Below are 26,912 nucleotides of genomic sequence, written 5' to 3' on the forward strand. Positions count from 1 at the left end.
CCTGCCCCCCTGCCTCTTTCCCCTAGCCCCTCAAAAAAGCCATGTCAACAAAACCCCGTGACGTTCAAATACTTCCTATAGGCACAGATACAACAGTACTGCGATCGCGTAGCTGGTCAAGACTGAGATTTGAAATTGAATATGCCCTAGCCAAAGGCACAACAGCTAATTCATATGTAATTCAAGCTGATAAAATCGCCATCATTGACCCTCCAGGGGAAACATTTACGCAAATTTATTTAGCTGCTTTACAGCAACGCTTTGATGTCAAAGCCATTGATTATGTCATCCTGGGTCACATCAATCCTAACCGCGCTGCTACTATCAAAGCTTTATTAGAACTTGCACCGCAGATTACCTTTGTATGTTCTAATCCTGGGGCTAAGAATTTACGTAATACTCTGGAAAATCAGGATTTACCAATTATGGTCATGCGGGGGGAAGAAACCCTCAATTTAGGTAAAGGACATGATTTACAGTTCATCCCCACTCCTAACCCGCGTTACGCAGACCTGCTTTGCACCTATGACCCCCAAACAGAAATTCTCTACTCAGATAAACTATTTGGGGCGCATATTTGTGGTGATCAGGTATTTGATGAAGGTTGGGAAACCATCAACGAAGACCGCAGGTATTATTTTGATTGTTTAATGGCACCCCATGCTCGTCAAGTGGAAACAGCATTAGATAAGCTTGCTGATTTGCCCATGAGAATGTATGCCACAGGACATGGCCCCATAGTGCGTTACGGTTTAATTGAACTCACCAAGGCCTATCGACAGTGGATTCAACAACAAGCATCAGCAGACTTGACAGTTACATTAATTTATGCATCAGCTTATGGGAATACAGCCACATTAGCCCAGGCGATCGCACGCGGTATTACTAAAGCTGGTGTAGCAGTAGAATCAATTAACTGCGAATTTACAGAACCAGAAGAAATCCGTGCTGTGGTAGAAAAAGCCGATGGTTTTATAATTGGTTCACCTACCCTCGGTGGTCACGCACCCACACCAGTGCAAACAGCTTTAGGAATTGTCCTATCCACCGCTACCACAAATAAACTTGCTGGTGTCTTTGGTTCCTTTGGCTGGAGTGGTGAAGCAGTTGACTTAATTGAAAACAAACTCAAAGATGCTGGCTACAGATTCGGTTTTGATGCCATCCGCGTCAAATTCAAGCCCAATGATGCCACACTACAATTGTGTGAAGAAGCCGGCACTGACTTTGCCCAAGCTTTGAAGAAATCCAAAAAAGTGCGTGTTCCCAGCCAACCAGCCACCAATGTAGAACAAGCAGTTGGTCGCATTGTCGGTTCTCTTTGTGTAGTGACAGCTAAACAAGAAGATATTTCCAGTGCTATGTTAGCCTCTTGGGTATCTCAAGCCAGCTTTAATCCTCCAGGTTTAACTGTAGCCGTTGCTAAAGACCGCGCCTTAGAATTATTAATGCACTCAGGTAACAAATTTGTTCTTAACATCCTTCAAGAAGGCAATCACATAGGTTTGATGAAACACTTTCTCAAACCCTTTGGCCCAGGACAAGACCGATTTGCTGATGTTGCTGCTGAAGAGACTGAAAGTGGTTCCCCTGTCCTCAATGACGCTTTGGCATACTTAGAATGTTCAGTCCAAAGCCGCATGGAATCTGGTGACCATTGGCTAGTTTATGCCACAGTTGATAATGGTAAAGTCTTAAATAAAGATGGTGTTACAGCCGTACATCAACGGAAAACAGCAAGTCATTATTAGTCTTCATCACTATCCTTATTCGACCTTTCCACACTAGTGAAATAATATCCTGTCACCGCAGTAGCTAATGGGCCTAAAAACGTATATAAGGTTTTAGATGCTTCATTGACATTTGCTGTAGCGCTGTTGATTCTTTCAGCATATTGCTCTCTATCATCAGCCGCTGGTGTTTGTATTAACTGCCAAGAAAACAAAATAGTTGATACCAAATTTGCACAGACTACAAACCCAAGTAAACGCCATAAGAATTTTGCTAAGTCTCCCGAAACGAGAGTTCTATAATTTTTCCGCTCTTCTACAAGGGAAAACTTATCCTTACTAGAACCTGCAAAACTACCGAACTTTTTAGTAGTTTCTTCCAGATTTACAGATTCTTTGGGATCAATTTTATGATGAAAGCCATCACTTGATGACAGTGGTGGCTTTTGATCTGAACTTACAGATATTTCTTGGCTTTCTGACATGAAAAATTACTAAGCAAGGATTAATTCTCTAGTTATATCTCCTTCTCTCAACAGAATTGCCGCAGTACCATTGCCTTGCTTCTCATTTTCTTTCAATTTTGCATACAATCCCATAACGGCCAAGCCTTTTCTTAAGACTTCTGTTTCTGAAATGCCTAGTTCTCGGGCAATTTCTTTTAAATCTTCAGAAGCTTTTTCATTCAAACTGACTTTTACCGCACGTTTATTCATATATGTACTGTTCGACTCCTTGTGTCATATTTACTTGGTGAAGGGACAGGAATTACCCCAAAATGACCCCTCATTTACTCCTAAAATACCCTAAATCCTAGCAAAAGTGATCCGTAATACATAGTTTTTAACTGTAAAAAATCGCTATCACCCCTATGAAATAAGGATTTGAGAATTTTCTAGATTGAAGCCTATATAACTTACCCAAAGATATTAAGAGGAAAGTATGGCTATGCTTCGCTTATTGATAAAAAATACGTAAAATTACGGCTTTTTACCTTTACTTAACCTAAAGCACCTATTTACTTAACCTTTGGGCGATAGTTTTCAGGTGTAACTGTAGTTGCTAGTCAGCTTTATCCCGCGTCATCACTTCCCAAAACTGGCAACATGAATATCCTGCAAGGCTGCATCACATCTGAGTGGGCAATTTTTCGTGTGCTTGTATTTGGGGTATAGGGATAAACCACATCTGACCGATATCTGAAAGCCAAGCATTTAATTATTTCGTGGAAATCATGACCATCCAAAAGCTCATCGGTTTAATAGCTCCATCTGCCATTCTATTGGGAACATTCATGGCTCCGGCAGAAGCAGTTTCGCTCAAACCCATAGGTACTTACAACACAGGAATTTTTGATGCCAGTGCAGCGGAAATCCCAACTTATGACCCAATATCTCAACGACTATTTGTAGTCAACGCGGGAAATAAAGCCATCGATGTCATTGGTATTAGCGACCCAACAAATCCATCGTTGCTATTTAATATTGATATTAATACCTACTTCGCTGGTGGTAATCCTAACAGTGTCACTTTCCGTAATGGCATACTAGCAGCAGCTGTAGAAGCACCAGTTACCCAGGATTTAGGTAAGGCTTTATTTTTTAATGCTGATGGTAGTTTTCTTGGTGATGTCACCGTGGGAGGATTACCAGATATGCTGACTTTCACTCCAAATGGTAACCGCTTGTTAGTAGCTAATGAAGGCGAGCCGAATAGTGACTATACCATCGACCCAGAAGGCTCGGTCAGTATCATAGATTTAGATTTCTTGAATCTCTCAAATTCTAATGTAATTACTGCTGGCTTTACCCAATTCAACAGCCAAATTGATCAGTTACGGGATGCTGGGATACGCATTTTTGGGCCAAACGCTACAGTAGCTCAGGATTTAGAACCAGAATATATCACTATTTCTGAAGATTCCACTAAAGCTTGGGTAGCGTTGCAAGAAAATAACGCCATTGGGGTACTGGATTTAATAACCAATCAATTTACCGACATTATTCCTTTGGGCTATAAGGATCATAGCTTGCCAGAAAACGGATTTGATGCAAGCGATCGCGATGACGCAATTAACATCGCTAACTGGCCTGTCCTCGGTATGTACCAACCCGATGGCATTGATTCTTACACTGTCAATGGCAAAACTTATATTGTCACAGCTAATGAAGGTGATGCCCGTGATTACGATGGTTTTAGTGAAGAAGTCAGATTGGGTAACAATAGCTATCAGCTCGACCCCAACTTGTTTCCTAATGCCGATATACTCAAGCTACCAGAAAATTTAGGTCGTCTAACAGTAACCAATGCTACAGGCGATTTAAATGGCGATGATCTGTTTGAAGAGATATATGCTTTTGGGGCCCGTTCCTTCGCCATTTGGGAGTGGGATGAAGTAGCAGGTACACTTAAACGAGTTTACGACAGTGCCGACGACTTTGAGCAAATTATTGCCCAGCGCTTACCTAATTTCTTTAACTCTAACCATGTTGAAAACAGCTTCGATACCCGCAGTGATGACAAAGGCCCAGAACCAGAGGACGTGAAGATTGCCCAAATTGGCGATCGCTTTTACGCCTTCGTTGGATTAGAGCGCGTTGGGGGCATCATGATTTACGATGTCACTGACCCAGTGAATCCTGTCTTTGTAGACTACGTTAACAACCGCGACTTCACAGCACTAGCTGAAACTCCTGATGGCAGAACTAACCCAGCAGCCGGTGACTTAGGTACAGAAGGTTTACTTTTCATCTCCGCCGCAAATAGCCCCAACGGTCAATCGTTGCTAGTTGCAGCTAATGAAGTTAGTGGTACAACAACCATCTTCTCCATAGAAGCGGACATAGAATCAACATCTGTTCCTGAGCCTGGGGCTATCTTGGGCTTAATGGCAATTAGTTCAATGGGGATCCTGAAATTCAAGCGGAAGCGCTAAGACAGAGGCTAGGGGTTAGCACTTAGCCCCTAGCCCCTAGTTCTAAATTCTCTTCTCTAAATATTGACCAATCATCAACTGCTCACCAGCGCGAGAAATAATGGTTTGTCTGGTGCGGTATTTGCTACCAATAAGTTTTAACTCCTCCTCAAACACCGAGCCTTTGTACTCAGTTCGCAAACATAGTGTTTTGGGATTGGGGAAATAATATTTGGCGGTGACAGGTTTGGATGTGGCAAAACCGCGATCGCGATATAAAATATTGCCCAAAGCTCCAAATAGCGTCGAACCTTGGGACTCTTTTCTGCCTTTTAATACATCTGTACTTTCCCAGGTGACTTCCGCACCACAGATTAAACTCACCTCATCAGATAAATCATGCATTTGTCCCAATGTATGCAATTGATCAGATCCTGGTGCTAAAAACCGGATCTCGATGACACTCTCTATCTCTTTTGTTTCTCCTTCTGGCAGAGTGTAGTAGCGCCTTTCTGAGTGCCACTGTCCGACTGATTCCTGGAAGAAATCTGCGATCTGCGATTCGTCATGAGTTGGTGTCAGTTGTACCGGTGATATCACGCGTAATTGTCCTCACCTAATAATTGATAAAAGTTGGTCATATGCATATACTATATATAACAAAAAAGCAATTAATGTTTAAGTTTTTTAATATATATAATAATAAATACTGAGGATTACCAGTGACATTAATAATATTTTTGCTACTATAGTTTAGGTATAGTTAGTAAAACTAAATATCGTCATTAAATGATGGTAAATTAGCAAATAAGAATGTCAATCAAACCATAGTTATAGTTTTCAGATGTATCTATCTTGGGATTGATTTTGAGATAATAATGCTAAATTTCTCCTAAAATCAATTAATAATATTAATTTGCCAAAGGATTATTATCCCGGCATAATCACAGTGGCAGTATTAACTATTTGTTGAGTTTATTTCCTGAAAAAATAAAAGTTTAACAACAAAAAGTGACACAGAAATGACAAGGCAATTAATTTCCACAAGTTGGAAATAGCAATACATACGTAATTTCTTGGTAAAAAGAGGCTGTTATAACTTTCATAAACTTATCTATAAACAGTAAAATCAATGATTTTGAGTATCAAAGCTAGAAAAAAATCAATGAAACAGCAAACTCACACAGCCCCAAACCAGGGAACTATGACTCAGTTAAATTCTGCCATTGAGAAGAATGTAACTGGCACACACAGAAATCGAAAAAAGGTTTCTTATTATCTATCGGTTCGCCCGATATTTTTAGTGGCCGGCTTACTCAGTATGGGGCTACTGACTGCTAGTTGTGGTGCCACACCAGAGGAAACTGCTAAAGCCCAATCTCAGCAACCTAACGGAGGGCAAACTGGTAATAGGGCCACACCTGTAGATGTAGCGATCGCCCGCACCAATTCATTACGCACACAACCAACTTATACAGGTAATACCACGCCGTTTCGGACAGTATCACTGCGATCGCAGGTAGAAGCTAGGTTATTGGCATTGAACCTAGATGTAGGCGATCGCGTTGAACGGGGACAAAACGTTGGGCAGTTAGATGATGCCTTGTTGTTAACATCCTTAAAGCAAGCAGAAGCCGAACTAGCAGCCTTGAGATCAGAAGTAGCCAGAGCCAAAACTCAAATCAGCAATGCCCAAGCCGAAGTTGAACGGGCCAGACTAGAACTAGTACAAGCCGAAGCCGACTCCCAACGACAACAAGAACTCTTCCAAGCCGGAGCCATCTCCCAACAAAATGCTCAACAAGCACGCACTGAGGCCCAAACAGCAGCCCAGGTACTAAGAGCAGCCCAGGATCGAGTGCGTACAGAACAGGAAGTCGTCGCTGCTGCCCAAGGTAGAGTAGTTGCCCAACAAGCCGTAGTTGCTCAAGCAAAAGAGCGTAGATCCTTCGCGCGCTTGATCTCTCCCATTGCTGGTGTTGTTACCGAAAGGGTTACAGAACCAGGAAATTTACTGCAACCAGGTAATGAAGTCTTGCAAATTGCCGACTTTAGCCGTGTAAAAGTCGTAGTACAAGTTTCCGAATTAGAATTATCACAAATTCAAGTTGGACAATCTGTGCAAGTCCGCTTAGATGCCTTTCCCAATCAATCATTAATTGGCAGAGTCACACGCATTTCTCCCGCCGCCGACGCTACAGCGCGCTTAATACCAGTAGAAGTAGTGATTCCGAACAACGACAACAAGATTGGTAGTGGACTATTAGCACGAGTCAATTTTGAAACCCAGACATCACAGCGAGTAGTGGTGCCTCAAGCAGCAATTCAAGAACAGAACGGCAATAAAAGTTCTGCTTCCTCTACAGCCACAAAGAGCGAAACAGAAGATCGACGGGGAACAGTATTTGTAGTTACAGATACAGAAAGTAATACCAAAGTGACAGCCCGTGCTGTGACCTTAGGGAACAAAGCTGATGGCAACGTAGAAATTTTATCTGGCTTGCAACCAGGGGAACGCTATGTTGCTCGCAGTGGTCGTCCATTAAAAGATGGTGACGCTGTAGTTCTTTCGGTTTTATCAGAAGCACCAGAGCTAACCCCTGCGGAAAATTAAAAATCATCCCCATAAAAAAACAGAAAATATTCTTAATTACAAAATCCGAATTGGAGATTAATAATAGATGCAGCAAATAAACAAGGGTGGCGGATTTAGTATTAGTACCATCTCTATCCGCCGACACATCGGCACACTGATGCTCGCCCTGGCAGTAGTAGTCATGGGTGTATTTTTTGTCCTTAAGTTACCCGTAGATTTACTACCATCAATTACCTATCCACGAATTGGTGTCAGGATAGACGCACCAGGAATTTCTCCAGAGGTGGCGATTGATGAAGTGACACGACCTTTAGAATCAGCTTTTACAGCCACAGAGGGAGTGCTACAGGTTTTCTCCCAAACTCGTGAAGGGCAGGTAAGCTTGGATCTTTATTTTGAACCAGGGGGAGATATTGACCAGGCTTTAAATGATGCCACAGCCGCCTTCAATAGAGCTAGAGGCAATTTACCAGATTCTTTGGGCGCACCGCGTTTATTCAAATTTGATCCTTCCCAGTTACCAGTTTACGAATTTGCCTTAACTTCACCCTCATTAGAAAGCGTTGATTTACGGGTTTTTGCCGAAGAAGAACTAGCCAGGGAACTCGGTGTTGTACCTGGAGTAGCAGGGGTAGACGTATCGGGAGGAGTGAATGAAGAAGTTAGAGTCAATTTAGATTTAGACCGCTTGCAAGCTTTGGGTGTAGGTTTGACACCTGTACTAGATGAACTCAGAGACCGCAATCAAGATGTTTCTGGTGGTCGGTTATTAGGACAAAATTCCGAGCCATTGACGCGTACCGTTGGGCGCTTCCAAAGTGCAGAAGAAATTAGAAATTTGTCTTTTGAAGTGTCCTCTCCCTCAGACTCTAATACCCAATCTCCAGTTTTGAATCGCCGGGTTTATTTGCGAGATTTTGCCGAAGTCGTGGATGGTTCCGAACAACAGCGCATCTACGTTTTATTGAATGGAGAACCATCTGTTAAAGTCAGCATTCAAAAACAGCCAGATGCCAACACAGTGAATGTTGTTGATGGTGTAAAAAGACGTTTGCAAGAACTTCAAGCATCTGGTGTAGTTCCTGAAGGGACAATACTGACACCGACATTAGATGAATCGCAGTTTATCCGTAATTCTATTTCTAACGTTACTACGTCTGGATTAATTGGTACAGGACTAGCTGCTTTTGCAGTTTTACTATTTCTAGGTTCCCTGCGGCAAACTTTTATTATTGTTATTGCTATCCCTTTGGCAAGTTTAGCCGCCATCATCTTAATGGGGATATTTGGTTTATCCCTAAATGTCTTCAGCTTGGGTGGTTTAGCCTTAGGCGTGGGTATTGTGGTAGATAACTCCATCGTCATGTTGGAAAACATTGCCGAGGGTGCAGGTATGACTCCCGGTAAAGATACCAAAACTCGCCTAAATGCCCAAGAACTAATTCAACGAGCTGAACAAAGTAGTCAGGAAGTCGAATCAGCCTTAATTGCTTCTACCAGTACCAACTTGGTGGCGGTGATGCCATTTTTGCTCATCGGTGGCTTTATCTCACTACTGTTCAACGAGTTAATTCTCACCATCACCTTTTCTGTAGCCGCTTCCATTTTGATTGCGGTAACCATTATCCCCATGCTCACATCCCGCACTTTGGCGTGGAAATTTTCTAGTGGATTAAGTAGATTTTGGCCGCTACAAGCATTTAATCGTCGCTTTGATGCAGCCACAAACAGATATAGCCGTTTTTTAGCTGGGATATTACGCTGGCGATTACTAACAGTTGCGATCGCTATTCTACTTTTTGGTGGCGGTAGTTTGTGGATTGCTCCACAAATTCCCCAAGAAATTCTGCCGCGAATTAGTACAGGACAAGCTAGGTTAAACGCTCAGTTTCCTCCCGGTACACCCCTGGAAACGAACCGCAAAGTTATGGCGATGGTAGATGAAATTCTCCTCAATCAACCAGAAACAGAATATGTGTTCTCAACCGCTGGCGGCGCACTTTTTGGTACCAACGTCAATGCTAATCCCCTCAGAGGTACTAGCACTATTACCCTCAAACCAGGTACTAATACAGACGCTTATGTAGAACGAGTCACCGCAGAATTTAACAAACTCAATTTAGTAGGAATTCGCCTCCGCCTTTCCCCAGGCCAAGTGCGGGGTTTAATTCTCAGCAACTCCCCGGCGCGCGGTGCTGATGTGGATGTGATTCTTCAGGGGAACGATACAGATAACTTAGAACAAGCTGGGCGGGAAGTATTAGCAGCCCTAGAAGAGCAAGCCAATTTAGTCAGATTCCGTCCTGATGCCGATGAGCGTCAACCAGAACTGCAAATTCGTCCTGACTGGGAGCGAGTGGCAAATTTTGGCTTAAGTACTAGAAGTATTGGCGACACAATTCAGACTGCTATTGAAGGTAGCGTCCCCACCCGATTACAACGTGGCAACCGTCTAGTCGATGTCAGAGTACAGTTAAATGAAGAATCTCTGCAAAGCGTTTCTCAATTAGAGAGATTGCCTTTATTTGTCAGCAACAATCGCCAAATTCGTTTGAGCGATGTAGCCACAATTGCCGAAGCCCAAGCCCCAGGAGAAATTCAGCGAATTAATCAGCGTCAGGTCGTCATCCTTGCAGGTAATTTGGCTGAGGGAGCTAATCTCAGTGATGCTTTTACACAAGTAGATACAATTGTCGATAGTATAAATTTACCTGAAGGAGTTAGTGTTTTACCTAGTTCGGCAGCTGAATCTAATCAGGAACTACAAAACTCGCTACAGCTATTAGGTGGATTAGCAAGCTTTCTCGTATTTGTGGTCATGGCAGTGCAATACAATTCACTCATCGACCCCTTGGTAATTATGTTTACAATTCCTTTGGCATTAGCCGGGGGAATTTTTGGACTTTATGTTACCAGTACAGCCATTGGCGCAACTGTAATTGTGGGGGCGGTGTTGTTGGTGGGTATTGTCGTCAACAATGCCATCATCATGGTGGAACTTGCCAATCAAATTCGCGAACGAGACAAAGTTGACCGCAAAACAGCAATTTTACAAGCTGCACCGCAACGCTTACGTCCAATTTTAATGACTACCATCACTACTGTTTTAGGTATGTTCCCTCTAGCATTGGGAATTGGTGAAGGGTCAGAATTTCTACAACCATTGGGTGTGGTGGTATTTTCAGGTTTATCGTTAGCCACATTGCTAACCTTGTTTATCATCCCCTGTTTTTATACACTGCTGCATGATTTATTAAATTGGCGTTGGACGAAACCAATGTTAATCCATTTGGATGGATGGAAGAAAAGATTTTACTAAAAATGGTGTTGTAGCAAGCTATAGCCTGTTATAAGTTTTCCTGAGGGGTGCAAGCTTTTGTACCCCTCTAACTTTATTGTTGCCAACCTCGCTCAATAATATTGTGGATTATCAGTCTTTAAATCTGGTGAATTTTCGGTAAAGTTTATGCCTTTATGATCTACCTTCGGGGAATTTTTGTATTTTTATGCCATATTTTGGGAATACTAATAAAAGAATATTATTTTGTCTGACAAAAATACTATTAAATCAATTAATTTAATACCTTGCAGGATCAAGCAAGATGGATATTGTTTACCAGAGTTCTACTTTACAAAACAAACACAATTCTCTACAGCAAAATTTACCTGATTTTCTACGGAGTATTTTGCAAGAAATTATAGATCCTATTCTTGTGAATAAAGATCAGCAAATAGACATTGCTTTACAGCAAATCAATGAAAAATTAGAACAACAAATAGAAGCACGAACAGAACTGTTAAACCAAACAGTGAATCAGTTACAACGAGAAATCAATGAATATGAAAAAGCTGAAACAGCAAGACAACAAACTGAGCAAACTTTTCAAAGACATAACACTGCTTTACAACAGCTTGTGCAAAGTGAATCACTGCAATACGATGACTTTGCAACTGCTATAAAACACGTCACAGAAGTTGCTAGCATTGGACTTGATGTTGCCCGTGTAAGTATTTGGTTATATACAGAAGATTATGCCAAAATTCAATGCGCTGACTTATATGAACGTCCTAGTAATTCTCACAATGCTGGTTTTCAATTATCAGTCTGTGACTATCCTAGCTATTTTCAAGCTCTGAAAGAAGAACAAATTATTTCAGTTATTGATGTTCATCAAGATACTCGTACTTCAGAATTTTCGGATACTTATACACGGCCTCTAGGCATTACCTCAATGCTTGATGTCCGAATTTGGTCGAGAGGAAAAGTTATTGGTGTAGTCTGTTGTGAACATTTGGGTAATCAGCGTCATTGGACTCTAGAAGAAGAAAACTTTATTAGCTCAATTACTGAATTTGTGCGTCTAGTTATCGAATCAAGCGATCGCAAATATGTAGAAGTAGCTTTAGCTGACAGCGAAAATCAGTTTCGTTTGGTTGTAGAGCAAACTGGACAATTGATTTATGTCTATGATATCGCTGACAATTACCTTCGCTGGGCAGGAGCAATTGAGGAAATTACAGGATACATTGCTGATGAATGGCAGCAATTTGACTTAGCTGCTTGGGAAGCACACATTCATCCTGAAGATCGAACAAAAGTCAAGTCTTTGTTAACAAAAGCAATTCAAAGCAAAAGTCAGTATCAAATCGAATATCGCCTACAGAAAAAAGATGGTTCCTATATTTATGTAGAAGATCGCGGCAAATTTTTAGTGAATAGCATCAATACAATTGACTGTTTAGCCGGCACAATGAGTAATGTCAGCGAACGCAAAACTACTGAAGAGGCTCTACAGCAATCAGAAGTTCGATTCCGACAACAAGCGCAACAACTGGAGAAGACATTAAAGGAATTACAGCGTACTCAAAGTCAAATTATCCAAAGTGAAAAAATGTCTTCCCTTGGTCAATTAGTAGCAGGGGTAGCCCACGAAATCAATAATCCAGTTAATTTTATTTATGGCAATATTACACCTGCTAACGATTACATCCATGATTTACTGCAACTAATTAGACTCTATCAGGAATACTACCCTCAACCAGTGACAATTATTAAACAAGAAATTGAGGTAATAGATTTAGAATTTTTAATGCAGGATTTACCTAAATTACTAAATTCAATAAAAATAGGAGCAGAACGCATTCGCCAAATAGTTCTTTCATTGCGAAATTTCTCCCGCTTAGATGAGGCTGAATATAAAGCAGTAGATATTCATGAAGGAATTAATAGTACTTTATTGATTTTAGAAAATCGGCTCAAAAATAAACCTGGATCTCCCGGTATTGAAGTCATCAAAAAATATGGCGAATTGCCGCTGATAGAGTGTTATGCTGGGCAACTAAATCAGGTATTTATGAATATTTTAACTAATGCTATAGATGCATTAGAAGAACGAAACAAAACACTGTCTTGCGAAGAAATTCAAGAATCACCTGGCATGATTCTTATTTGTACCGAAATGCTCGACGAAAATCAAGTTATTATTAAAATTCGTGATAATGGCTTGGGTATACCAGAAGCCATCAAACAACTAATTTTTGATCCTTTCTTTACTACCAAACCAATTGGCAAAGGTACAGGCATGGGTATGTCTATTAGCTACCAGATTATTACCAAAAATCACAGTGGTAAATTTTATTGTGTTTCATCCCCAGATCAGGGTACAGAATTTGTGATTGAAATTCCCTTAAAACCTAGCATGGTAAAACTAACTTGAGAGTCTAGATTAACGCCGAGACTGACTAACGCTCATTCGTATTTTTTGAATATCTCGTATTCAACTGAGTCTTTTTCCCAGAACCAAAAACTGGACATACCTGCTAAAAAGTTGGCAATTTTAATTGATTAGATTGTAGCAAGTACCTTGTTTGGTGAACAGAGCGCGATCGCTGCACGCTCTAACCTTGTTCTGTCACTCTCCGGGAAATTTTACCATAGCGATCGCGCTCTCGTAAAGGGACAAAAGAAGGCTAACTTGAATTTTAATTGAACTACTGGCAAACACTTTTACCATTAGCTTTAGTAATAGATAAGGCATCAAATTCGCCTAAATCAAATTCGCCGGTTACGGTTACTTGATCACCAGCCGATATGTACCGCGTAGTATTATCTCCACAGCTATCATAAGTATCAACTGTGATGGAACGACCACTGGTGTTTAAGCGAAATCCATCTTCCCACACTCGCTCAACTCTACCAGAAAAGGAATTACCTTGATTTTGAGCAATTGCTGGTATAGATGCCAGAATGACAACACCGAGAAATAGGAATCTTGTGGCAGTTAATTTCATGATTTAACTCCTTAATTTTGAGCAGTGTTAAGAATTGCTTAATAATTTCAGACTATCAGATTTAACTAGATTGCAGGATAACCATTTTCTATCATTGGAATTAGCAGAAGTCTATTGGTATTGTCAAGTCACTTCGCTCCAATTGAAAATTCAAAATTAAAGAACCTGAGTTCGGGATAATCAAAAACCCGATTCTGTCGTGCTTCTGGCTGAATACTTACGATAGTCCGCCGCGAGTGAAACAAAGCGGAACGACGTGAACACAGGGATTTTAAGATTGCTAGTGGTCTGTCAAGACCGGAGCAAATGATTGACTTTTAACCCAATCAATCACGAGACTATTTTCTGGAAATGAAGCGGCAATTGCCTATTTTTCCTGTAAGCAGGTAGCTTTATAAGCCTTCCAATCACAGGGTTGTCCCTTGATTGTACAAATGCGGATATTCCCACCATCCACACTTAATTATTCAACAGTTGATTCTACTTGTGGTAGTTCAAACAAAATTTTGACGATGCACCAGTCTTTGCTGTACGCTTTTTGATACTTCTATTCCAGTTAAATATTCAATATCTTCTGGGGATAATAAACTTTATCCCGACTTTCTCTAGTCTCTAAGACTTAATCAAAACCAATTTACGTAGATGCAAATTATAAAAATGAGAATGTCTCCAAAAAATAGATCTAAGTAAAAACCACCAAGAGATTGGACAGAAGATAGATTTATCTAAAATTGACAAACAGCTTTGGAATTTTCTATGCTTGAGAGCCGCTAAAATCCAATGCAGTTTCAAATAATTTTTGATATTTTGGAGCTTAGGTAGATAAGACTGATGCTTTTCGTCAATTAAAGCGTAAATCTTCTCTTTCATTAAGATATTTGTATTTAACCGCCGCGCTAAAGAAAACTTTTGGTTATATGCACCAGTCCAAATAGTCCGGTAGGCGAGGCACTGATTCACAAAAACGGCATGGCCAAACTGGGCAATGCGTATCCAGGAATCGATATCATCACAGTTGGCATCAAGTCGGGAATCCCAACCATAAGTTTGCCAAAAAGCATCACGGCTGCAAGCTACCTGAGCAGGTGTACCAAAAGGCACAAGCTCAAGCAGCATACCGTAGTGAATATCAGCTTGGGGAATATAAAAAGCTAAACCAGGGCCAACTTGAGGGGTACGACTAAGTTCAACTTCATGACTATCTACCTGAGCTGCCACACAAGAACAAATTACAGCACCCGGACAAAGGGCGATCGCCTCCGCCATTTCTTCTATACAATTGGGAGCTAGGTAGTCATCATCATCCAAAAACTTAATCCAGTCACCGCTCGCTTTGTGGACACCAGCATTTACCGTAGCTGCATGACCTTTGTTAATCTGATTGCGATGGTAAATAACAGAGTTGCCTAAGCTTTTTACATATGCTTCGGTGCCATCAGATGAACAGTCATCGGCAACAATTACCTCGCAAGGTACTGTCTGGTTCAGCGCAGAGTCAATTGCTCTTTGCAGCAAACTCAAGCGGTTATATGTAGTAATAACGACGCTAAATTTCATAAATCCGATGCTTGTAGCACAGACTCTTGCAATATAGCTTTGATGACTAGGCTGTTGAATCGGTAAAATTATTGATATTTAAATCTAAAATAAGTGGACTGAAAGAGGATTATCGATTTATTATTAATGATTGTGAGTTTTTAAAGCAAACAGGCTATGAGCGCTCAAGAGATCATCCGTTCCATTGAAGCGGAACAACTAAAATCGGATTTGCCCATAATCTATGTGGGTGATACCGTCAAAGTCGGTGTCAAGATTAAAGAAGGCCAAAAATACCGCATACAACCCTACGAAGGCGTTGTCATTGCCATGCGCAATGGTGGTATTAACGAAACAATCACCGTCCGGCGTGTATTTCAAGGCATTGGTGTAGAACGGGTATTTTTGTTACATTCTCCCCGAATTGACAACATCAAAGTCCTACGTCGAGGTAAAGTCCGCCGGGCGAAGCTATATTACTTACGCAAACGTGTAGGTAAAGCTACTCGGATTAAGCAAAGATTTGACCGTTCTTTGTAAACCTCTTTCAAAGTATGGGAGAAATTTCTATTAACGAGCGGCAAATGCCGCTGATTTACTCCCCCGATCAAAATAAAATAAAATTAAGAGTTAAAATTGTGCTATACTAAAAAAGGTTCAGCTAAATAACTGAATCCACCCCAGCTTGTGCGCTCTTAGTTCAGTTGGTAGAACGCAGGTCTCCAAAACCTGATGTCGGGGGTTCAAGTCCTCCAGGGCGCGCTTGAAAGCAAAAAACACAGCCCGAAGTGATAGCACACTTGCTAATGTAGCAGTTAGTGTTAATAATTTCGGGTATAATTATTTTATATTTGCAGCTTTTTTGCTTCCAATAAGTATGATGGAGTCGAAGCTGTAAGCCTGGATGTGAATTAGCAGGTTATAGCTCTATTTTATTTAAGAACCGGGGGGACAAACGACAGTGGCCAAAAAAAATGAAGCAGAAATGCCAGCAACCACTAATGGATTTAGTGTGACGAACTTTTTTCAAGGAACAAAAGAAGAACTGGAAAAAGTCGTTTGGCCCAGTCGCAAGCAGTTAGTGAGTGAATCAGCTGCTGTGCTGTTAATGGTGACACTCTCCGCATCTTTGATATATTTGGTCGATGGATTGTTTGGTTGGGTAGCAAAACAGGTGTTCTGATGACTTCTGCAACAGACGAACCATACAACTCAGCGTTGCAGTCAGAGGAAACAGCAGAAACAGCGCTCAAGGAAGCACGCTGGTATGCAGTGCAAGTAGCCTCAGGCTGTGAAAAACGCGTGAAAACGAATTTGGAGCAACGCATTCAAACATTTGATGTTGGTGACAAAATTATCCAAGTAGAAATTCCTCACACGCCAGCGGTGAAAATTCGCAAGGATGGCAGTCGCCAGCATACAGAAGAGAAAGTTTTTCCAGGCTATGTGCTAGTGCGGATGGTGATGGAAGATGATACATGGCAGGTGGTAAGAAACACTTCCCATGTAATTAATTTCGTGGGAGCAGAACAAAAACGTGGCGGTAGCAAAAGCCGCGGTCACGTTAAACCAGTACCCCTGGGCCCCTCAGAAGTAGAACGGATATTCAAACAGACTAGCGAACAGGAGCCAATTGTCAAAATTGACATGGCGACTGGTGATAAGATAGTCGTGCTTTCTGGTCCTTTTAAAGACTTTGAAGGCGAGGTGATTGAAGTCAGTCCAGAGCGAAGCAAACTCAAAGCCTTGCTCTCGATTTTTGGCCGCGATACACCAGTAGAATTGGAATTTAATCAGGTAGAGAAACAGAGCTAACACAAATGGCGAAGAAAGTAGTGGCGGTCATTAAATTGGCCCTGAATGCTGGAAAAGCCAACCCAGCACCACCAGTGGGTCCCGCATTGGGTCAACACGGTGTGAACATTATGATGTTCTGCAAAGAGTACAATGCCAAAACAGCAGACCAAGCTGGCATGGTGATACCTGTAGAAATTTCGGTTTTTGAAGACCGGAGTTTTACATTTGTCCTCAAAACGCCACCAGCATCAGTACTGATTCGCAAGGCAGCGAAAATTGAAAGAGGCTCTAATGAACCCAACAAAAAGAAAGTTGGCTCAATTACAAGAGCGCAATTGCAAGAAATTGCTCAAACGAAAATGCCTGATCTCAACGCCAACGATATAGAAGCGGCGATGAATATTGTGGAAGGTACTGCCAAGAACATGGGCGTAACCATTGCAGACTAGTCATTAGTCATTGGCAAAAGACAAAAGACTAAGAACAAAACTTATCGGGGGAGAAGCAGAACTTCGTAATTACCCCAGGAGAGAAAAATGGGAAAAAAAATATCGCGTCGCTTACAGGCGCTGCTAGAAAAGGTAGAAGACAGGGATTATGAGCCGATAGAGGCTTTAAACTTGTTAAAAGAGACAGCCACAGCTAAATTTCCTGAAGCCGCTGAAGCACATATCCGGTTAGGGATTGACCCCAAGTATTCAGACCAGCAATTGCGGACAACGGTGGCATTGCCTAAAGGTACAGGACAAACTGTACGGGTAGCCGTAATTGCCAGAGGTGAAAAAGTTACAGAAGCCAGTAATGCTGGTGCGGATATAGCTGGCTCAGAAGAGCTAATTAACGAAATTCAACAAGGAATGATGGATTTCGATAAGCTAATTGCCACACCAGACGTGATGCCCCAGGTGGCAAAGTTGGGTAAGTTATTGGGCCCTCGTGGTTTGATGCCATCACCCAAGGGTGGAACTGTGACATTTGACGTAGCAGGTGCGATCGCCGAATTCAAAGCTGGTAAATTAGAATTCCGGGCTGATCGAACTGGCATTGTCCATGTTATGTTTGGTAAGATAGCATTCTCCCCTGAAGATTTATTGGTAAACTTGAAGGCGTTACAAGAGACGATTGACCGTAACCGTCCTTCAGGAGCCAAAGGTCGTTATTGGCGTTCAGTTTATGTATCTTCCACAATGGGCCCATCGATTAAAGTCGATATTAATGCCCTGAGAGATTTGAAACTGACCGAAGTAGCTTAATGGGAAGCAGAGGCTAGAGACTAGAGACTAGAGGCTAGAAAAGATTTTTAGCAAATCAATTTTCTCAGTTCAGTACCTAGTAAATACTCTCGACTCAAAACTAAATAAGCAAAGCCGGAGACAGCAGGAGCTAATAGCTTAAATATCCTGCCGAGGTTAGAACTCTAATTACTGGAAGTACCACCCTGAACGGTGTGATGACCGAAGTATTATGAGTCTGACTGTGAAACCCTGGCTGAAATAGCTGGGGTTTATTGTTTTTGCTCGTACACAGTGAAACACACAAGTCAGGCTCACAAGAGATTTAAATCCGGTGCTGAATTTAGCAAAAATAGGGAGAGCTACTCCCGAATTTATGCCTGTGGATAAAAAACCGCCGTGTGGCTCTGGTTGAAGCAGGAAGTAAAACCAAATCTAGTCTGAATGAATAGATGGGAGGCGGTTTTACTTAGCGAAAATTTATGATTTTGCCCTTGGAGGTGAAACAAGCATGGGTCGAACGCTAGAAAATAAAAAAGAGATAGTTGCTGAACTCAAAGAAACTTTGAGTGAGTCAACTTTGGCACTGGTAATTGACTATCAAGGTCTGACAGTTGCTCAAATTACTGACTTACGGCAACGGTTACGTCCGAGTGGCGCTGTTTGTAAGGTAACTAAGAATACCTTAATGGGCATTGCCATTGATGGTGACGACAACTGGCAACCACTTTCGGAATTGCTCAATGGTTCTTCCGCCTTTTTGCTGGTAAAAGAAGATTTTTCCTCGGCAATTAAGGCTTACCAAGAATTCCAGAAAGTCACTAAGAAGACAGAACTTCGCGGTGGCGTGATGGAAGGCCGTCTGCTCAAGGATACCGATGTCAAGGCTTTAGGAGACTTGCCATCTAAAGAGCAACTCATGGCGCAAATTGCCGGAGCTATCAACGCCTTGGCTACCAAAGTGGCTGTTGGTATTAACGAAGTTCCCGGTTCTTTGGCTCGCGCCTTGCAGGCTGTGGCTGAGAAAGAACAAGGTGACAGCACTGAAAGCGCTGCTGAATAAAATTCGCCAAATTACACCAGAATTTGCCTGATGAAGTTTGTCCTTAATTGCAGCTTTGGGTAGGCAAAAACAAAATTAACATTACAGGAGTCATATCAATGTCTGCTACAACTGATCAAATTCTCGAACAATTGAAAAGCCTTTCTTTATTGGAAGCATCTGAGTTAGTTAAGCAAATTGAAGAAGCTTTCGGAGTAAGTGCAGCTGCACCTGCTGGTGGCATGATGATGATGGCTCCCGGTGCGGGTGCTGCGGCGGCTGAACCAGTAGAAGAAAAAACCGAATTTGACGTAATCTTAGATTCCGTTCCTGCTGATAAGAAGATTGCCGTACTGAAGATTGTCCGGGAATTGACTGGCTTAGGTTTGAAAGAAGCCAAAGACATGGTAGAAGCTGCGCCTAAAGCAATCAAAGAAGGTATTGCTAAAGATGCTGCTGAAGATGCTAAGAAGCGCATCGAAGAAGCTGGCGGTAAAGTTACTGTTAAGTAGTCCAATTTTTCCCCAGACGTGAAGTCTGGAGCTAAAGAGAAAAGGTCTGCGGAAGCAGGCCTTTTTTTAATGCAAATCAGCATCCCAAACGCCGATATAAATTCGATCCTGTCGATTACGTTCAATTACACCTTTTAAGCCACCAACATTAAAAGAGTATTGTCTAGTTTGGCGATCGCGTACTCTTTGGAGTCCTTGCTGGATATTACTGTTAATATTACCGCCAAGCATCCCTTGTAATGTTGATTGCATAACTTCGGGCTGGATAGATTGGGCAAAAGCTACTTCAGTTTGGCGCAAAACTCCCGTGTTGCGGTCAAATAAGTAACCGAGGTCAACCTGATTTGGTTCCAATTGATAAAGGAAAGCACGAGTATTCCATAAGCCGTTGGAAATCTTACTAGGGTTACCCAAGGCTGCTTTGACAGTATCTTGAGTAGTTCCTGTAGGAAATGCCGGCACATTTACATTGGAACTTTGGGTATTGCTAGGAACAGCATCTTGTTGTGGCTGTGGTGGTTCCGGTTCTACTGGAACTGTGGAAGATTCAGGTGTTTCTGGCTGCTGTGGTTCCACTTCTACTGGAAGTTCTTGCTGCGGAACATCCGGGGTTGGTGCAAATGTAGGAGTTACTTGTGGTTGTGGTGTTACAGGTACTATAGGCTCTAAACGAGGTTGTGCAGCAATTGGCGCTGGCGGCGAAAATTCTGGTGTGGGCGTGGGTTCAATGTTATCTGAGTCGGAAAATGGTGTGGGCGTAGGAGTTATGGCAACAGGTGTTGTAGACTGCGGTTGACGAGTGACACTAGAAATTGCTACCCCACCAACTAAGCCACCCAAAATTAAACTGCCGATAATTAAAGCGGGCTTTTGCCAATTACTGGTAGAAATAGTTGATGGCGCAGATAATGCTTGAGTTGGTGTGGTTGATACAGGTTTAGGAGGACTGAGATTGTAAGTAGGGGTAGTGATAGGAGATTGTGGAGCAATATCACTAGTAGACCTTAAAGCATATAGCATTTTACTGGCGGTACTATAGCGATCGCTCACATGAGGATGAATGGCTTGATTAAGTACCATTGCCAGATTAGGGGATACATGAGGCGCATACTCTTGCCACAAAAGTTCCCCAGTTTGCAAATCAGTTTGCATTTCTGCTGGGTGTTTCCCAGTCAGTAGATAAATCGCCGTCAAGCCTAAACTGTAAATATCAGTAGCGTAAACTGGTCTGCCGATAGCTTGTTCACTAGGCATATATCCTGGTGTGCCAATTACCATTGAGCGTGTGGGATAATTTGAAGAACTGGCTACTGAACGGATGGTTTCCTTCACGGCACCAAAATCAATCAAAACTGGCTTGTGATCACCTGCACGCAGAATAATATTATCTGGCTTGATATCGCGGTGAATGATGCCTTGACTGTGAACATAATTTAATACCGAGAGCAAACTCAAGAGAATTTCTCGGACAGTCTTTTCACTTGCATGGCCTTCGGTTACAACGATGTCGGTCAAGGTTTGTCCTTGAATCCATTCTTGTACCAGGTAAAATTCCCCATTCTCAGAAAAGTAAGCGTAGAGTTCGGGAATTTGGTCACTGGCCCTACCCAAAATTTCTAAGGTTGCAGCTTCTCGCTGAAACCTCTGTTCAATCATTTTGTGATTGTGTGGGTTATTAACTATTGGTTTGAGTTGCTTAATGACACAGCGACGGCGAGATGGCATGTGGGTATCTTCTGCCAAAGAAGTTTCTCCGAACCCACCAGCACCCAGTACTTGAATAACTTGATAGCGATTGTTCAGCAGCGTTGTTGTCATGAAAAATTACAAGTTTTAGCCCTTTACAAATGTACATCAGATATTCTGACGATTTACAGGCAGTTTATATCCCCTATTTTGAGCATAACTATTGTGTCTAGGGTAAATGGCGATCGCTATTTAACAGCACTAACAACCCATCTACTATTTTCAGCATCCCATAAAAGGGAAAAATTCACAGAACCGGGAACTTGTTTACCATTTTTCATCAAGTATTGAAACTTGGCATTGACTGTGGCTGTTTCTGTACTGGCTTGCACTAAATTAACTTGTTCAACATTGACGCTTTCCACTTTTCCCCCCCACCAGTCGATGTAAGAAAGATAGCCATCAGGATGCAGTCGTGTATTATTTTGCAAGTTGGGGGCTAGTTGATTCCACGCAGTTTGATACTGTCCTTGATTAATATTTAGATAATAATTCTGCACTGCTTGTGCAGGGGATGGTCTATCGACTTCTGGGGTAGTGACAGGAGGAGGCCCAGAAGATGGGGTTTGATTAGGAATTATTGCCGGAGGTGGAGAATTTATAGGTTGTATAACTTCCTGTGGTTGAATGCCATTTGGGGAAGGTTCTGGAGTTTGGGCAATAGGAGAATTAGCAGGTGGTATAATATTTGAGGCTTCATTGCGTGAATCTACTGTCTGTAATGGCTGCGGTTGTCTATTCAGGGCAAAACCAATGATGATAGAAGCACCTATTAAACCACCCACAATTAAACTGCCGAGAAAAATTCCCTTTTGTCCACTAGCCTGATTAGGAGTAGGAGGTTGTGAGGTAGATCCTGGACTAACAGCAACTGTATTTAGGGATGGGTCGGGAGCAGGAGACGGTGCTGTTACTACTTGTGGATGCTGATAAGCTACTGTAGGCGGGATACTAACTGAACCTAATTGTAAAGCTTCTAGGATTTCTCTAGCAGTGGCAAAGCGATCGCGTGGATGATAGGCGATCGCCCGGTCTAGAACTCCTGCTAATGTGGGACTAATACTTAAGGCGTGTTGATGCCAAACAATTTCTCCAGTACGCGCATCAGCCTCTAATTCCTGTGGTTGTTTTCCTGTAAGCAAATAAATTGCTGTCAGACCTAAACTATATAAATCACTAGAATAAACTGGTCTACCCGCTGCTTGTTCGCTGGGCATATACCCAGGTGTACCAATGACAATGGAACTGGTAGGATTACCTTGAGAATTAAATACCGTTCCCATTGATTCCCGCACCGCACCGAAATCAATTAACACTGACTTACTATCACGATGCCGCACAATAATGTTATCCGGCTTAATATCGCGGTGAACAATGCGCTTTGAGTGGACATAATCTAGCACTGGTAATAAATCCACCAAAACTTCCCGGACAGCACTTTCACTGAATAACCCTTGTTTTTGGCGTTTTGCGGTGAGGGTATCGCCTTCAATCCATTCTTGAACTAAATAAAATTGCCCTTCTGACTGGAAGTAGGCATATAACGTAGGGATTTGGTCAGTAAATCCACCCAAGTCTTCTAAAATTGCTGCTTCGCGTTGAAACCGTTCTTGTACCAGTTGGTAAACCTGAAGATTATTTTGAATCGGTCTTAGCAGTTTAATTACGCAGCGGCGGTGGGATGGCATTTGGGTATCTTCTGCTAGAAAAGTTTCACCAAATCCCCCACTCCCCAAAGTGCGAATAACTTGATAGCGGTTGTTTAGGAGTGTTTGCATAAATTAGTATTGATAAAAATTAGAATTATATTTGTACAGATATGTTTTTTAAATTTAAATATGTACATATTTAAGTCTCATTGCTCTGAAAAAAGCGAAAAAAGCCCTTTAAAACTACAAATTATTTTGGGAAATGCCTGCGATTATAACGGTCTTGATACTTATTAATAAACTCAACATTCCGCTGCTCTAATTGTGACAACAACTTAGGAGGAAAAGTCTTTGGTGAATATAGAGGACGATACCAAAATTGATTATTAAAGTATTCCTGTAAGCCAGAAGTATCAAAGCGGCGACCGTGACGGGCAAAAACCGAATTTCGCATAATATCTAGTTCAAAACCGTCTTTGTCCTCCAAATCTGCATCTGTCACAGTTCTTTGGGATAACCATAAATAATTATTTTCTGTTGTTGTATCTACTGGTGTTGGCGATGTATTGTCAACAGGTACAACCGGGGTAACAATAGGAGGAATAGTTTTTTGGATCACCGTGGGTGTTACTGATGGGATGACATTTTTTTCTACTACAGGTTGAGGAGATTGTTTAAAGACCTGACTAATAATTACAGATGCACCAATTAACCCACCTGCAATTAAACCACCCATGAGGATGCTATTGCGATTATTAACTAGAGTTGTCGGCTGACTAACAGGAACAGTTGGTAGTGGTGGCGTTGGGACTACAGGTGGCGGTGCAAAGAACGGTTGCGTAGGTGGAATAGGATTGGCTATGCTTTGTAACGCATCTAACATGGCTCTAGCAGTGGTAAAGCGATCGCGTGGATGGTAGGCGATCGCTTGGTCTATTACTCCTGCTAATGTAGAATTTATCTGGTTAGCATACTGTCGCCACACAATCTCACCTGTCTGAGAATCTAACTCTAATTCTTGCGGCTGTTTCGCGGTGAGTAGATAAATTGCTGTCAAACCTAAACTATATAAATCACTAGAATAAACTGGTCTGCCGGCTGCTTGTTCACTCGGCATATACCCAGGCGTACCAATTACAATGGAACTGGTAGGATTACCTTGAGAATTAAATACCGTTGCCATTGATTCCCGTACCGCGCCAAAATCAATTAATACCGATTTACCATCACGATGACGCACCATGATGTTATCTGGCTTGATATCGCGGTGAACAATGTGCTGGGAGTGGACGTACTCCAAAACTGGTAACAAATTTACCAATATCTCCTGGACAGCACTTTCACTAAATAATCCCTGCTTTTGGACTTTTGTAGTGAGTGTTTCACCTTCAATCCACTCTTGAACTAAGTAAAATTGCCCATCTGCACAAAAATAAGCATACAAAGCCGGAATCTGGTCAGCTGCACCGCCGAGTGCTTCCAATATTGCTGCTTCTCTTTGAAAACGTTCCTGTACCAGTTGGTAAATCTGGGGATTATTTTGAATTGGTCTTAGCTGTTTCACCACACAACGCCGTTTTGAAGGCATATAGGTGTCTTCTGCAAGATAGGTTTCACCAAAACCACCAGCACCCAGTGTGCGAATAACTTGATAGCGATCGTTCAGCAGGGTTTGCATAAATTAGCGCCGATCAGCACAACAATCATAGTCATATATTTTACATTTTGTCACCAGTACTCAACTCGGTGTTGCAACTTCCGAACTTAATTCACTTTAAATCCAATAATCCTTCTTCCTTCAACTTGGGTTGGAAACGAAATTGTTCTTGTAAACCCCGGCCTTTCAACACTGCTAAAATTTCTGCTTCTACTCGCCGGGCAACATTTTTAATACTTTTAATTTGTGCCAATTCATCATTAGCTGGATTATTATAGTTTGCTTGTTCTTCAGGCGTCATCAATGGTTTGACATTTATCGGCTGTGTCCAAATTTCTTTATCATTGCCATTTCCCACAGGCACACTACCGTTTTCATCAATCCAAGCCTTTTCAATACTTTCTAAAACAGTACGACTCGGACGTTCAATAGTTTGCACCTTCACCCAATAACATTGTTGTGTTTGCCGAACTAAATGCTGCTTCAGACTCAAATAAACATCACGGGAATATCCCACAAACTGCAATTTTTTATCTGCATTAAAGATAGCGTATACGCCAATTTTGCCTTGAAAATCCTCAGGTAATTGACCTTGTTCATTTATGTAAGGGAAATATTCTAAATTGGCTAAAGTTGAGAAATTAGTTTGTATAGTCATAAATTAAATTTATTGAACTTTTCGATAAATGGCACAAAGACGACTAGGTTGAAAAATCTTAGCTTGAAACATGAAATTTGGCGGGACATTGATGATGACATACTCGTCAGATTCACGATACTTTTCAAACTCTGCCGGCATTCCTTTAGGCGTGTTTAAGCTGTATGGTACTGGTTGGAATAGTAATTTTGTAAATTCAACTTGTTCACATTGTGAATGTTGACAAATTTGTGTCAGAAAAGAGTCATTAGATAATAATTTATATAAATTTTCTTGCGCTTGTGGTTCAAGGACGAAACTACTATCAAAGTTTTGGACAATTTTAAAAGGCATAATTATCTACAAATTATTTAACAACTGAGCTTATTTAGGAATGATGCACTCGCTATGAAAATAAAGGCTTTGAGATTGCTTCCCTACGGCCGCAATGACGAAAATTAAGTTACGGTTACCTAAGTCCTGTTATTATCTTGGTGACTTGGCGGTTTGTTGATTATGAATCTTACTTTAAATTAGCGTATTAGATTATGGTAATTCTGTCAGCCAGTAGAGGAAATGAGGAGATTAAGAATATTAAACAATTAAAGTTAATTTTTATAACTAACTATATATAGCAATCTTAAACGAGTTGTAAACAAAATTGTTTGGGAATCAAATTGGATTACTGATGAAACAATAACATTCGCGCCTCAATTCCTTCCCAGGTTTTAGGTGAAACTCGTACAGATGCTTGTTTACACTGAATTATCAGATGATTGGCATAGAGATAATTTTCCAGTGCTTTCACCTCTTCTTGGGAGAAATTAATTATATCAGGGTTGAGCTTGAAAGCATTGATTAAAGCTTGTTGGAGAAACTGAACAAATTTCTGGCGCACTTCCAATGGTTGTTGTTCATAAAAAATGTTATCTTTCAGTTCTTCAAATTGATCAATTAGCGTAGTAAAATTAACGCTATTAAAGATTTTTAATTCTTCAAGGTCACGAAGATTTTTAATAGCATTAGCGATGGCTTTGGTGTAAGCGAAGGCGTTGGCGATAATGTAGGCTTTGGCAATGGCGAAGGCGTTGGCGATGACGTAGGCTTTGGCGATAGAGTTGGCTTTGCCCATAGTAATGGCGATGGAGTAGGCGTTAGAGTAGGCATAGGTGTTGGCGTTGGCGATAGCGTTGGCGATTGCAACTGCACGTTTACCTACAGGTTTAAAATCCCCAGCAGATCCAGTAGTTGCTTGTTCCGCCCAATTTAATAAAGCTTGTAGTTTTGGTGTATTGATATACTTTTGTGCTTTCTTTTCCATCCGCAACAACAAATCATCTACACCACCACGCATTAAACCAGCAACAAGTAAAAACACTTCCTTCCAGCGTTCATCTGTTAAATGTGCAGTAACTAATTGCTCAACTAGGCGATGGTCATCAATATATTGTGCTGTTAAATATTCCTGTAGTGTCAGATGAGAAAAAGAAAATACATCTTCTGCTCGTTCTACCAAAATACCCTTAGTGGTGCAGAAAAGTCTTGAACCGCTTGTATACCAGGAGTCTGACTG

The 26,912-nt window shown here is 41.5% G+C and carries 23 protein-coding genes, 1 tRNA gene, 1 pseudogene and 1 other annotated feature; of the genes and pseudogenes, 13 read left to right on the forward strand and 12 right to left on the reverse strand.

Annotated elements, in window-relative coordinates:
• The first annotated feature begins 41 nt into the window (after positions 1-41).
• Positions 42-1,751 (forward strand): diflavin flavoprotein, encoded by a 1,710-nt coding sequence (locus ACM0OS_RS20750; protein ID WP_414545094.1) that lies wholly within the window; start codon positions 42-44, stop codon positions 1,749-1,751.
• Here ACM0OS_RS20750 and ACM0OS_RS20755 read toward each other — a convergent pair.
• Positions 1,748-2,215, reverse strand: coding sequence for a hypothetical protein (locus ACM0OS_RS20755; protein WP_414545095.1), 468 nt, complete (start codon positions 2,213-2,215; stop codon positions 1,748-1,750). The genes ACM0OS_RS20750 and ACM0OS_RS20755 overlap by 4 nt on opposite strands.
• Positions 2,216-2,224: 9 nt before the next feature.
• A complete protein-coding gene (locus ACM0OS_RS20760) occupies positions 2,225-2,446 on the reverse strand; it encodes a hypothetical protein (RefSeq protein ID WP_414545096.1) in 222 nt (73 codons plus the stop codon).
• 518 nt (positions 2,447-2,964) lie between these two features.
• On the opposite strand from ACM0OS_RS20760, the gene ACM0OS_RS20765 reads away from it, so the two are divergent.
• Positions 2,965-4,665 carry a choice-of-anchor I family protein gene (locus ACM0OS_RS20765; RefSeq protein ID WP_414545097.1) on the forward strand — a complete coding sequence of 567 codons (1,701 nt, stop codon included), beginning with the start codon at positions 2,965-2,967 and terminating at the stop codon, positions 4,663-4,665.
• 42 nt (positions 4,666-4,707) lie between these two features.
• Here the strand turns inward: ACM0OS_RS20765 and ACM0OS_RS20770 are convergent, their stop codons facing one another.
• On the reverse strand, positions 4,708-5,244 hold the full coding sequence (locus tag ACM0OS_RS20770) for a phycobiliprotein lyase (RefSeq protein WP_414545098.1): 537 nt from the start codon (positions 5,242-5,244) through the stop codon (positions 4,708-4,710).
• Positions 5,245-5,809: 565 nt separating this feature from the next.
• Between ACM0OS_RS20770 and ACM0OS_RS20775 the strand changes: the two genes are divergently transcribed.
• From ACM0OS_RS20775 to ACM0OS_RS20785, 3 genes are all read left to right on the forward strand, one after another.
• Positions 5,810-7,258 (forward strand): efflux RND transporter periplasmic adaptor subunit, encoded by a 1,449-nt coding sequence (locus ACM0OS_RS20775; RefSeq protein ID WP_414545099.1) that lies wholly within the window; start codon positions 5,810-5,812, stop codon positions 7,256-7,258.
• Positions 7,259-7,325: 67 nt separating this feature from the next.
• Positions 7,326-10,559, forward strand: coding sequence for an efflux RND transporter permease subunit (locus ACM0OS_RS20780; protein WP_414545100.1), 3,234 nt, complete (start codon positions 7,326-7,328; stop codon positions 10,557-10,559).
• A 283-nt stretch (positions 10,560-10,842) separates the two neighbouring features.
• The gene (locus ACM0OS_RS20785) at positions 10,843-12,957 is read left to right on the forward strand and encodes an ATP-binding protein (protein ID WP_414545101.1); all 2,115 of its coding nucleotides are present in this window, start codon (positions 10,843-10,845) and stop codon (positions 12,955-12,957) included.
• A 274-nt stretch (positions 12,958-13,231) separates the two neighbouring features.
• On the opposite strand, the gene ACM0OS_RS20790 is transcribed toward ACM0OS_RS20785, so the two are convergent.
• From ACM0OS_RS20790 to ACM0OS_RS20800, 3 genes and pseudogenes are all read right to left on the reverse strand, one after another.
• Positions 13,232-13,531, reverse strand: coding sequence for a hypothetical protein (locus tag ACM0OS_RS20790; protein ID WP_414545102.1), 300 nt, complete (start codon positions 13,529-13,531; stop codon positions 13,232-13,234).
• A 289-nt stretch (positions 13,532-13,820) separates the two neighbouring features.
• A pseudogene (locus tag ACM0OS_RS20795) lies at positions 13,821-14,106 on the reverse strand (ISKra4 family transposase); the annotation flags it as partial.
• A gap of 37 nt (positions 14,107-14,143) precedes the next feature.
• Complete coding sequence (locus ACM0OS_RS20800; RefSeq protein WP_414545103.1) at positions 14,144-15,088, reverse strand: glycosyltransferase family 2 protein; 945 nt, start codon at positions 15,086-15,088, stop codon at positions 14,144-14,146.
• A 156-nt stretch (positions 15,089-15,244) separates the two neighbouring features.
• Here ACM0OS_RS20800 and rplS point away from each other — a divergent pair, with 156 nt between their 5' ends.
• The 8 genes from rplS to rplL all read left to right on the forward strand — a co-directional run bounded on the left by rplS (position 15,245) and on the right by rplL (position 19,650).
• Entirely contained in the window at positions 15,245-15,607 is a 363-nt protein-coding gene (rplS, locus tag ACM0OS_RS20805; RefSeq protein ID WP_414545104.1) for a 50S ribosomal protein L19, read from the forward strand.
• A gap of 149 nt (positions 15,608-15,756) precedes the next feature.
• Positions 15,757-15,829 (forward strand) — tRNA-Trp (locus ACM0OS_RS20810).
• A 199-nt stretch (positions 15,830-16,028) separates the two neighbouring features.
• Positions 16,029-16,250 carry a preprotein translocase subunit SecE gene (secE, locus tag ACM0OS_RS20815; RefSeq protein ID WP_414545105.1) on the forward strand — a complete coding sequence of 74 codons (222 nt, stop codon included), beginning with the start codon at positions 16,029-16,031 and terminating at the stop codon, positions 16,248-16,250.
• Positions 16,250-16,882, forward strand: a complete 633-nt coding sequence (nusG, locus tag ACM0OS_RS20820) for a transcription termination/antitermination protein NusG (protein ID WP_414545106.1) — start codon at positions 16,250-16,252, stop codon at positions 16,880-16,882. The genes secE and nusG overlap by 1 nt, the downstream gene beginning before the upstream one ends.
• 5 nt (positions 16,883-16,887) lie before the next feature.
• The gene (gene rplK, locus ACM0OS_RS20825) at positions 16,888-17,313 is read left to right on the forward strand and encodes a 50S ribosomal protein L11 (RefSeq protein WP_414545107.1); all 426 of its coding nucleotides are present in this window, start codon (positions 16,888-16,890) and stop codon (positions 17,311-17,313) included.
• An 87-nt stretch (positions 17,314-17,400) separates the two neighbouring features.
• Positions 17,401-18,117, forward strand: a complete 717-nt coding sequence (rplA, locus tag ACM0OS_RS20830) for a 50S ribosomal protein L1 (protein WP_414545108.1) — start codon at positions 17,401-17,403, stop codon at positions 18,115-18,117.
• A gap of 96 nt (positions 18,118-18,213) precedes the next feature.
• Positions 18,214-18,382, forward strand: a sequence feature (ribosomal protein L10 leader region).
• 225 nt (positions 18,383-18,607) lie between these two features.
• Positions 18,608-19,159 carry a 50S ribosomal protein L10 gene (gene rplJ / locus ACM0OS_RS20835; protein ID WP_414545109.1) on the forward strand — a complete coding sequence of 184 codons (552 nt, stop codon included), beginning with the start codon at positions 18,608-18,610 and terminating at the stop codon, positions 19,157-19,159.
• A gap of 98 nt (positions 19,160-19,257) precedes the next feature.
• A complete protein-coding gene (gene rplL / locus ACM0OS_RS20840) occupies positions 19,258-19,650 on the forward strand; it encodes a 50S ribosomal protein L7/L12 (protein ID WP_414545110.1) in 393 nt (130 codons plus the stop codon).
• Between the two features lie 66 nt (positions 19,651-19,716).
• Here the strand turns inward: rplL and ACM0OS_RS20845 are convergent, their stop codons facing one another.
• The 6 genes from ACM0OS_RS20845 to ACM0OS_RS20870 all read right to left on the reverse strand — a co-directional run.
• Positions 19,717-21,468, reverse strand: a complete 1,752-nt coding sequence (locus ACM0OS_RS20845; RefSeq protein ID WP_414545111.1) for a protein kinase domain-containing protein — start codon at positions 21,466-21,468, stop codon at positions 19,717-19,719.
• A 116-nt stretch (positions 21,469-21,584) separates the two neighbouring features.
• The gene (locus ACM0OS_RS20850) at positions 21,585-23,174 is read right to left on the reverse strand and encodes a protein kinase domain-containing protein (protein ID WP_414545112.1); all 1,590 of its coding nucleotides are present in this window, start codon (positions 23,172-23,174) and stop codon (positions 21,585-21,587) included.
• A gap of 121 nt (positions 23,175-23,295) precedes the next feature.
• Positions 23,296-24,723, reverse strand: a complete 1,428-nt coding sequence (locus tag ACM0OS_RS20855; protein WP_414545113.1) for a protein kinase domain-containing protein — start codon at positions 24,721-24,723, stop codon at positions 23,296-23,298.
• Positions 24,724-24,814: 91 nt separating this feature from the next.
• The gene (locus tag ACM0OS_RS20860; RefSeq protein ID WP_414545114.1) at positions 24,815-25,360 is read right to left on the reverse strand and encodes a GIY-YIG nuclease family protein; all 546 of its coding nucleotides are present in this window, start codon (positions 25,358-25,360) and stop codon (positions 24,815-24,817) included.
• A 9-nt stretch (positions 25,361-25,369) separates the two neighbouring features.
• The gene (locus ACM0OS_RS20865; RefSeq protein WP_414545115.1) at positions 25,370-25,693 is read right to left on the reverse strand and encodes a hypothetical protein; all 324 of its coding nucleotides are present in this window, start codon (positions 25,691-25,693) and stop codon (positions 25,370-25,372) included.
• 328 nt (positions 25,694-26,021) lie between these two features.
• Positions 26,022-26,912 (reverse strand): NACHT C-terminal helical domain 2-containing protein (locus ACM0OS_RS20870; protein ID WP_414545116.1); only part of this gene is annotated, 891 nt, incomplete at its 5' end.

The sequence above is a fragment of the Nostoc sp. CCY0012 genome (assembly GCF_963920855.1).
Lineage (GTDB): Bacteria > Cyanobacteriota > Cyanobacteriia > Cyanobacteriales > Nostocaceae > Cyanocohniella.